Source organism: Tenacibaculum sp. L6 (assembly GCF_028823685.1).
Lineage (GTDB): Bacteria > Bacteroidota > Bacteroidia > Flavobacteriales > Flavobacteriaceae > Polaribacter.
On the sequence record NZ_JAPEHZ010000077.1, the window covers coordinates 1 to 9,384 of the forward strand.

8 protein-coding genes are annotated in these 9,384 nt (G+C 32.8%); 5 read left to right on the forward strand and 3 right to left on the reverse strand.

Annotated features, from left to right (window positions below; genetic code table 11):
* Positions 1 to 1,587 (forward strand): exopolysaccharide transport family protein (locus tag OU788_RS10965; protein WP_274635207.1); only part of this gene is annotated, 1,587 nt, incomplete at its 5' end.
* A gap of 27 nt (positions 1,588 to 1,614) precedes the next feature.
* On the opposite strand, the gene OU788_RS10970 is transcribed toward OU788_RS10965, so the two are convergent.
* Positions 1,615 to 2,373, reverse strand: coding sequence for a tyrosine-protein phosphatase (locus tag OU788_RS10970; RefSeq protein WP_274635208.1), 759 nt, complete (start codon positions 2,371 to 2,373; stop codon positions 1,615 to 1,617).
* Positions 2,374 to 2,521: 148 nt separating this feature from the next.
* Between OU788_RS10970 and OU788_RS10975 the strand changes: the two genes are divergently transcribed.
* Positions 2,522 to 3,373 (forward strand): N-acetylglucosamine kinase, encoded by an 852-nt coding sequence (locus OU788_RS10975; RefSeq protein WP_274635209.1) that lies wholly within the window; start codon positions 2,522 to 2,524, stop codon positions 3,371 to 3,373.
* Here the strand turns inward: OU788_RS10975 and OU788_RS10980 are convergent.
* Together OU788_RS10980 and gldJ are read right to left on the reverse strand one after the other, a co-directional pair.
* Complete coding sequence (locus OU788_RS10980; RefSeq protein WP_274635210.1) at positions 3,370 to 4,623, reverse strand: UDP-N-acetylmuramoyl-tripeptide--D-alanyl-D-alanine ligase; 1,254 nt, start codon at positions 4,621 to 4,623, stop codon at positions 3,370 to 3,372. The two genes, OU788_RS10975 and OU788_RS10980, sit on opposite strands and share 4 nt — an antisense overlap.
* A gap of 63 nt (positions 4,624 to 4,686) precedes the next feature.
* Positions 4,687 to 6,390 carry a gliding motility lipoprotein GldJ gene (gene gldJ / locus OU788_RS10985; protein WP_274635211.1) on the reverse strand — a complete coding sequence of 568 codons (1,704 nt, stop codon included), beginning with the start codon at positions 6,388 to 6,390 and terminating at the stop codon, positions 4,687 to 4,689.
* A 354-nt stretch (positions 6,391 to 6,744) separates the two neighbouring features.
* Here gldJ and porV point away from each other — a divergent pair, with 354 nt between their 5' ends.
* From porV to OU788_RS11000, 3 genes are all read left to right on the forward strand, one after another.
* Complete coding sequence (gene porV / locus OU788_RS10990) at positions 6,745 to 7,845, forward strand: type IX secretion system outer membrane channel protein PorV (RefSeq protein WP_274635212.1); 1,101 nt, start codon at positions 6,745 to 6,747, stop codon at positions 7,843 to 7,845.
* Between the two features lie 79 nt (positions 7,846 to 7,924).
* The gene (gene cdd, locus OU788_RS10995; RefSeq protein ID WP_274635213.1) at positions 7,925 to 8,407 is read left to right on the forward strand and encodes a cytidine deaminase; all 483 of its coding nucleotides are present in this window, start codon (positions 7,925 to 7,927) and stop codon (positions 8,405 to 8,407) included.
* 174 nt (positions 8,408 to 8,581) lie between these two features.
* Positions 8,582 to 9,384, forward strand: an 803-nt coding sequence (locus tag OU788_RS11000; protein WP_274635214.1) for a 3-oxoacyl-ACP synthase III family protein, incomplete at its 3' end; no start/stop codon positions are given.

The following is a 9,384-nucleotide window of genomic DNA, read 5'->3' on the forward strand; positions in this document are numbered from 1 at the left end:
ATTAATGATAAAAAAGAAGTTTCAGAAAAAACAAATAGTTTTATTTCTGAACGTCTAAGTAATGTAGCTTCTGAACTAGGAAGACTTGATGATAATGTTAAAACTTTTAAAGATAAAAATAACATAACTGATATCGAATCTGAAGCTCAATTAGCTTTGCAAACTAATACAGAAAATCGCAAAAAATTAATTGAAGCATCTACAGAATTAAGCCTAGCAAAATCTTTAAACAAAGAGTTAGACAACAATGATTATTTACCTGCCAACTTAGGTTTATCAGACTCAAATATTGGAAGTTCTATAAATGAGTACAACCAGTTAATGACTCAACTAAAACGTTTAGAGAAAAGTGCTGGTTCTAAAAACACAGTATTAATAAATGTTCAAGAAAACCTAGCTAGTTTAAGAAGTTCTTTAAAAAGAAGTCTTGAAAATACTGTTAGATCTTTACAAATAAAAGTAGGTAGCTTGCAGCGTGAAGCTAACCGATTTGACACTAAAATTTCTTCTATCCCTACAAAAGAAAGAGAGTTTTTAGATATCGCTAGACAAAAAGAAATTATTGCAGGTTTATATTCTTACTTATTAAAGAAAAAAGAAGAAACAGCTATTTCTTTAACTGCTACTGCGGTTCCTAATGCAAAAATTATTGATAAAGCTTACGGTTCTGATATTCCTGTGAGTCCTAAGAAAAAAATTATTTATTTAGCCGCATTATTACTGGGCTTAATTATTCCTTTCATTATTATTTACTTAAGGGATTTATTAGATACAAAAGTTCATACAAGAAAAGATATTGCAGATTTAACCTCAATACCTTTCTTAGGAGATATCCCACATTCTGAAACAAAGGAAAAGATTGTTATCAACTCTAGTGCTCGTTCTGGCACTGCTGAAGCTTTCAGATTAATAAGAACGAACCTTGATTTTATGCTTTCTAGTAAAGATGAAAATAAAGGTAAAGTAATTTTTGTAACCTCTACCACTAGTGGAGAAGGTAAATCGTTTACTTCTATCAACTTGGCTGCTTCTCTATCTTTGTCTGGAAAAAAAGTTGTACTTGCCGGATTAGACTTAAGAGCTCCTAAAATTATTGAGTATTTAGAGCTTCCTGAAAGAAAAGGTGTTACAAATTATATTACAGATGATAGTATTACGATAGATTCATTAAAGTTTTCTATTGATGAAATCCCTAATTTAGATATTATCTCTTCAGGAGCTATCCCTCCTAACCCAGCTGAACTGCTAATGACTGAAAAGGTAGAACGTTTATTCGCTGAGTTAGAAGCAGATTACGATTATGTAATTATAGATACTGCGCCTGTTAGCCTGGTTACAGACACTTTATTAATTGCTAAGTACTCAGATCTTGTTATGTATGTAGCTAGAGCTAATTATTTAGACAAACGAATGTTAATTGTTCCGCAAACCTTATATAAAGATAAAAAATTACCTAACCTAGCAATCATCTTAAATGACACAGACTTAAAACGTGGTTATGGATATGGTTACGGTTATGGTTATGGCTACGGTTACGGTGCAAACGAAGAAGACAATAAACCTTGGTATAAAAAAATATTTAGTTAATTTCTAATGACAAATAAAAAAGGAAGCTTAAATAGCTTCCTTTTTTTGTATAAACTTTTTATTGTTATTTAATAAATGTTCTATTTGATTTTTTGTTTTCACATTCCCTATTTTTTGTAAAAGCTTTAAATGATTATGATGATGCGTATCTGTCCCTACAAAATCATACATATTCTCGCTTAATAACTTCTGAGCTGTTTTTTGTACGCCTTTTCCATATTGTTCCGTTAACGACAATAAATTCAATTGAAAAACACAACCAGCTTTTTTTAATTTATAAAAGTTCTGAAAATCGCCATGATAAAAATTATAGCGTTCTGGATGTGCTAAAACAGGTTTATAGCCTTTTAGCTGAATTTCGAACAAGATGTCATATAAGTTATACGGAGCATTGAAGTAAGACATTTCAACTAATATATAATTATCTTTTAATGTTAAAATATCATCTGCTTTTAATCGTTCTACAAAACGTTCATCCATCATATATTCAGCAGCTGCATTTATATTCACATCACCAAATCCTTGCTTTTTCAACTCAATTCTTACCTCTTCTAGCTTGCTCTTTATCGTTTCAGAAGAATTTGGATACACATCACCCAAAACGTGAGGCGTAGTTATAAAGTTTTTAATTCCGTAAGAATACATCTTAGAAATTAACGAAATTGAATTCTCTAAATCTTTAGCTCCATCATCTATTCCAGGCAACAAATGTGAGTGAATATCTACAAAACCATCTGGGAAAACTTCATGTAATGGAAGTTCCTTTTTCTTGAAAAAAAACATCATAAGGCAAAAATATCTATTTAACTACAAAAATAAACGAATAATGTATATCATGTAGTATCAAAACCCATTCCTTTTTTAGTTCAAGATAAAATTAATTGCTGTCATCTCATTATGATGCTATATCTTTGGGCTGTAACAGACGAATAATATGATTTTAATTGCTGATGGCGGCTCTACAAAAGCCGATTGGATTACGCTTAACAATGACAAAAAAGAAGTTTTTAGAACTACTTCTTTAGGCTTGAACCCTTCTGTATTAACAAAAGAAGAAATGCTCCGTACGATTAACAGTACAGAAGAATTACTTTCAATACAAAACGAAGTGCAACAAATTCATTTCTATGGAGCCGGTTGTGGTAGCCCCAAAGCTGCGGAAAATTTACAACAAGTTTTGAAATCCATTTTTGAGAAAGCTACCGTTTTTATTTCTGAGGACACGCTAGCTGCTGTTTACGCTAGTTCTGGAAACAACCCTGGTATAGTTTGTATTTTAGGAACAGGTTCTAATAGTTGTTATTTTGATGGAAAAGAAATGATTACTACTGCTCCTTCGCTTGGCTACACACTAATGGATGAAGCTAGTGGTAATTACTTCGGAAAGCAACTCCTTCGTGATTATTACTACAAAAAAATGCCTAAAAAAATAGCCACAGCATTTGAAACTTCTTTTGAATTAGATACGGATATCGTAAAAATGAACTTGTACAGGAAACCCAACCCAAACATGTATTTAGCTTCATTTGCTCGATTTATGTTTGAATATAAAGAAGAAAAATACATCAGAAGAATGATAAAAAAAGGATTTCAAGACTTTTTTTTCTACAGAATACTTCCTTTTGAAAAAGACTCAAAAACCCCAATTTATTTTATTGGTTCTGTTGCCTACTATTTCAGAGACATCTTAGAAAAAGTGGCTACAAAAAATAAGCTAGTTATCACTGAAGTTATCCAACGTCCTATTGATAACTTAGTAGAATTTCATAGAAACAACAGCTTTTAACAAAACTCAACTACTCTTTCGAGAGCCATTCCTCTTGATCCTTTTACTAAAATTGTACTCTTATTTATAGGGTTAAATTTCAAATACTCTGCTAACTCTGAAAAAGTTTTGAACTTTTTGAAGTCAGTAGTGGTTTGGTAAAAGTTTTCTCCTACTAAGAATACGTTGTTGAAATTAAATTCTTTAGTTATATCTGCAATATTTTGATGCTCTGTTGAACTATAGGCTCCCAATTCAAACATATCGCCTATAATAATTGTTTTATGGGTAGCTTTTAGTGCTTTAAAACTTTCTAAAGCAGCTTTCATACTAGTTGGATTCGCATTATACGCATCTAAAATTATGGTGTTACTCTCTGTCTTTATAACTTGCGATCTGTTATTTGACGGAATATAACTTTCAATTGCTTGTTTAATCTGTTCTGAAGTAACCTCAAAATAGTTACCTATCGTAATAGCTGCTGAAATATTTGCAAAATTATATGCTCCTATTAAATTACTTGCTATTGTTTTATTTTGATACGAAAATCGGACTAACGGATCTGCATCTAAATACTTAATATCGTCGCTAAACCATACACTATCCATACCTTTGGTACGCTCTATCTGTTTAGCATCGTTAGGATTGACGATTACTTTTTTATTATGCTTTCTAAGATAGTCATACAACTCAGATTTTGCTTTTACCACACCTTCTAGCGAACCAAAACCTTCTAAATGTGCGCTTCCAAAATTAGTTATATATCCGTAATCTGGTGCTGCGATTTCTGATAGAAAAGCAATTTCTTTATGATGATTCGCTCCCATTTCTACAATACCAATTTCAGTATCTCTGTTCATTGACAATAGAGTCAATGGAACACCAATATGATTGTTCAAATTTCCTACGGTAGCTGTCGTTTTATACTTTGTTGAAAGTACCGCATTGATTAGTTCTTTGGTTGTTGTTTTACCGTTACTTCCTGTCAACGCGATAATAGGCAACCCTAATTGATTACGATGGTAATTCGCCAATTTTTGAAGTGTTTCTAAAACATCGTCTACCAGAATGGTTTTTTCAGAAGTGTTGTATGCAGCTTCATCAACTACAGTGTAACTCGCTCCGTTTGCTAATGCTTCTTCAGCAAATTTATTTCCATTAAAATTCTCTCCTTTCAAGGCAAAGAACATCGTGTTTTGTCTAATATTTCTGGTATCAGTATCAACCAACCCATGAATGCTATATAACTGGTATAAGTCTTCTATCTTCATATTGTAAAAATAAAAAAACCTCATTGAGATTCAATGAGGTTTTTTCTATAATTAAAACTGTACTTATTTTATTTTATCTGGTGTTGCGGTCTTTCTTTTGTTTAACACCATTGGTCCCATTTTGTCAGTAGCACATCTAAATCCGATGTAGTTAGTTGCCATATATTCTGGGAAATATCTTCTTTGGGCAGGATCTAACCAATATTCTCTATCAGCCCAAGAACCTCCTTTGTACACTCTAGACTTATCACTAATCAACGTAGTTCTTCTCTTATCGTCATATTTGTAATTCTCAATAGCATTTCCTAAAGAATCTACTTCTGCTTCTGGTTTTTGAGGAGAGTTATACATTCTAGAAGAACGATCTAGTTGATCTTTATCTAATCCGTAGAACTTAGAAGAAGCTTGATCTCCATCTCCTAAACTAGAGTTATTCGCTAAATTATAGTTTCTTCTCATGTAAGTATCTTCCTTAGTAATTGGAATATACTTCACACTTCCTGGTAAGTCTTTAGGAACGATTCTTCCATTTTCTAAAGTATCATACTCTACTTCTCCATCTCCAACGATTACAACTTTACCTTCTTCGTTAATTAACTTCTTCGTAAAGATATTTCCTCTAAAATAGTTGAAGTCATTTGCTTCTGAATCGATAATTGGTCTGTATACATCTTCAACCCACTCAGCAACGTTACCAGACATATCGTATAAACCGAATGCGTTTGGAGGGTAACTTCTTACTGCGTTAGGAATATCAGAACCATCACTACTCCATCCAGCAATACCACTATAGTCTCCTTTTCCTTGCTTAAAGTTAGCTAACTGATCTCCTCTTCTACGCTTATCTCTATCACGTGTATATTTTCCACTCCAAGCATATTTTTTTCTACCTCTAATGTTGTTATACTCACGGTTTTCAAAAATAGCTTTTGCAGCATATTCCCATTCAACTTCCGTAGGAAGTCTGAATTTCTGAGCTAAAATACCATCAGAAGAAGTTACTTGTCTTCCTGTAAACGATCCCTTCGCTGGTTTTGGCTCTCCTTTAACTCTTGGTACAGGAATACCTTTTTTATAGATAGTAGAATCACCATCGAAAATTGCATACGGATCTGTTAAATATGTATCCGTATCAAAATTATTTTGTCCTCTGAAGCTTAATGAATCGTCTTTAAAGATGTTTTTAATCACCCCTTTATCCATTAAAATTTTCAAGTTCAATGCATTGGTACGCCACTTACAGTATTTATTAGCTTGAATCCAGCTAACCCCAACCACAGGATATTCTGCATACGATGGGTGACGTAAATAACTTTCAGATAATAAGTTTGTGTTTCCTAAACCTTTTCTCCAAACTAAAGTATCCGGTAAAATTGAAGGATAAATATCTTTAAATTGTGGGTCTTCTGGAGGAAATACATCTTTGGTATATTGCATAAACAAACCATATTCTGCATTGGTTACCTCTACTTCATCCATATAAAAAGAACGTACGTGCATTTTTTGAGGCGTCGTATTCCAATCAAACATTACGTCGTCTTGTACTAGTCCCATAGTAAAGGTACCACCTTCAATATGAACCATTCCTGGGGGAACATTTTTACCTTCTTTGTACTTCCCTTTTAAATAACCACCATAACTAGGATCGTTAAAGTTCCAACCAGTTAGAGAGGACTTACTTGAACCGCTACCTCCATTACTCTTACAAGAAGTAATCAGCAAGCCGGTGATCGCTAATAAACTAAATAATTTTAACGTACTTTTCATGTATTTTAAACTGTTTTTTAAGGGTGTCGCAATTTACAATATTTCTAATTTCTTACAACTAATTTAGTCACAAATTCTTTTTTCGCAACCTTAGCCTTGCTAGATTACAAACGATGTATTTAAAACTTTAGTATTACGAATCTAAGAAAAAGATTAAAATAAAGGTTGTTTAACTTCATTATTTCTCACATTCTAAAAAAAGACAAATTAAAACACCTTATATAATATATTCTTTATCTTGTCGTTAATGTACTACAGAATTAAAGTAATTAGAAATACGTAAGTTTCCTATTACAGCCCCGATAATCCTTCAATTAAAGTTATATATTTGCTAAACAATTAATCAAATTTTACATGAAAAAATTATCGATCGTATTATTTTTTGTGTGCTTTACCCTTCAAAACAAAGTACAGGCCCAAAATGAAACGTCAATAAACACAACGGCAATGCCGTTTTTATTGATTACACCCGATGCTCGCGCTGGTGGTATGGGAGACATTGGTGTTGCAACATCTTCAGATGCTTTTGCAATTTTTCACAACCCTGCAAAAACTGCTTTTAATCAAAATAGAATTAGCCTTGGTGTTAACTACACCCCATGGCTTAGAAACCTTACTGATGATATTTTTGTAGGTGGTGGTTCTTATGTAAACAGATACAGCGAAAAATCTGCTTGGGGAATAGACTTGAAATATTTTTCTTTAGGAGAAGTAGCTTTATATGACCTAGGAGGTGTTTCTAACGGTACAGAAAAACCAAACGAACTAGCTATTACAGGAATTTACTCGTTAAAACTGAGTGAAACCTTCTCTATGGGTATTGGTCTTAAATACGTGCATTCTAATTATAAAATTAGAAGTAATGATTCTAGCATAGAATCTGTTAACTCTTTTGCAGTAGATGTTTCTGGGTATTACCAATCAAAAGAAGCAAACTACGGAAGTTTTAATGGTCGTTATCGATTAGGATTTAACATTGCTAACATTGGACCTAAAGTAGAATACACTCCTGGAGTACCAAATTTTATCCCTACAAACGCTAAAATTGGTGGTGGATTCGATTTTATTTTTGATGATATGAATATCTTCGGATTGAATTTAGAATTCACAAAACTATTAGTTCCTTCTAATCCTAATTCGGATAGAGGGTGGTTTGAAGGAATGTTTACTTCATTAGGTGATAGAAGCTTTGAGGAAGAATTACAAGAAACCACTTGGGCTTTAGGAGCTGAATACCTATACAATAATTCTTTTGCAATGAGAGCTGGGTATTTTCATGAGAGTCCAGAAAAAGGCCAACGCCAGTATTTTACATTAGGTACTGGTTTTGCCACCAAAGCATTTAATATTGATTTATCGTATTTAATTAATACATCTGAGGTTAATAATCCTTTAGAAAACACCTTACGCTTTTCACTTTCTTTTGATTTAGGAGAGCTTTATGAAGTTTACTAAAATTCGTATTTTTTTTATACATTCGTAAAACATACAAAAGCAGTCTACCCGACTGCTTTTTTTGACTAATTTATTCATTATGAAGAAAATTACTATAACCACCTCCGCTACGTTGTTTGATGATATCTCTCAATTGTCAACCGAAGATGCTTTCTTATTAGAAAAAGCAGTTGAAGCCAGACAAAAAGCCTATGCTCCTTATTCAAAATTTAATGTTGGTGCTGCTTTATTGCTCGACAATGGAGAGATCATTTTAGGAAACAATCAAGAAAGTGCAGCGTATCCTTCAGGTATGTGTGCCGAACGTGTGGCTATTTGGAAAGCAGGTTCTGAGTATCCGAATATGAAAGTAAAAAAAATAGCCATTACCGCTGCTTCTGAAAACTCAACAGTTGATAAACCTGTCGGTCCTTGTGGTGCTTGTCGACAAACCTTATCAGAATATGAAATCAACCAAAAACAACCAATTGAAATCCTATTTATGGGAGAAGTTGGACAAATTGTAAAAACAGAATCGTTACTTTCGTTACTACCATTTTCCTTTGATAGTTCTTATTTATAAAGTTTCCAGACATCAAAATCACAAAAAAGACGTTTCCTAATTCCTAAAAAAACAATTTAAACTCCATTTTTTAAGAATCTAACAAATCTTTAAAATAGCCTCTTCATAAAAGGGTTATCCTCAATAAAAATGCTTTATTTGTAATTACTCAACCTAAAAAAATCATTTATTTCAATGAAACACTCAGTAATTACAGGAACAGGTTCGTTCATTCCATCTATCAAAAAGGAGAATGCTAACTTTAACAATCATGTATTTTTAAATGCAGATGGAACCTCATTTGATAATCCTAACCCTATAATTATTGAAAAATTCAAATCCATTACGGGTATTGAAGAACGCCGTTATGCAAAAGACGAGTACAAAGCTTCTGATTTAGGCTATTTTGCTGCAAAAAAAGCTATTGAAGATGCTGAAATTAATCCAGAGGAATTAGATTACATTATTTTTGCACATAATTTTGGGGATGTAAAAAAAGACGCTATTCAAAGTGATATCCTACCTAGTTTAGCTACTCGTGTAAAATATTTACTACAAATTGAGAACCCAAATTGTGTTGCTTACGACATTTTATTTGGTTGCCCTGGTTGGGTTGAAGGTGTCATTCAAGCACAAGCTTTTATCAAAGCTGGTATCGCAAAAAAGTGTTTAGTCATTGGTGGTGAAACCTTATCGAGAGTCGTTGACATCAATGATCGAGACTCTATGATTTATAGTGATGGCGCAGGTGCTTGTATTGTTGAAGCTACCGATAAAAATGACAGTGGAATTTTAAGTCATGCTTCACAAACTTTTACAAAAGATGAAGCCTATTATTTATTCTTCGGAAATTCAAACGATAAAAGCAAAGACAAAGATGTTCGTTACATTAAAATGCACGGGCGTAAAATTTACGAATTTGCCTTAACCAATGTACCTAAAGCCATGCAAACTGCTTTAGATAAAAGTGGCGTTTCAATTGATGATGTTAAAAAAGT

What these genes read in the sequence shown, in the direction of transcription:
- OU788_RS10970 (WP_274635208.1), bottom strand. Translation starts at nt 2,373, where the DNA reads ATGATGTTTTTTTTCAAGAAAAAGGAACTTCCATTACATGAAGTTTTC.
- OU788_RS10975 (WP_274635209.1), top strand. Translation starts at nt 2,522, where the DNA reads ATGATTTTAATTGCTGATGGCGGCTCTACAAAAGCCGATTGGATTACG.
- OU788_RS10980 (WP_274635210.1), bottom strand. Translation starts at nt 4,623, where the DNA reads ATGAAGATAGAAGACTTATACCAGTTATATAGCATTCATGGGTTGGTT.
- gldJ (WP_274635211.1), bottom strand. Translation starts at nt 6,390, where the DNA reads ATGAAAAGTACGTTAAAATTATTTAGTTTATTAGCGATCACCGGCTTG.
- porV (WP_274635212.1), top strand. Translation starts at nt 6,745, where the DNA reads ATGAAAAAATTATCGATCGTATTATTTTTTGTGTGCTTTACCCTTCAA.
- cdd (WP_274635213.1), top strand. Translation starts at nt 7,925, where the DNA reads ATGAAGAAAATTACTATAACCACCTCCGCTACGTTGTTTGATGATATC.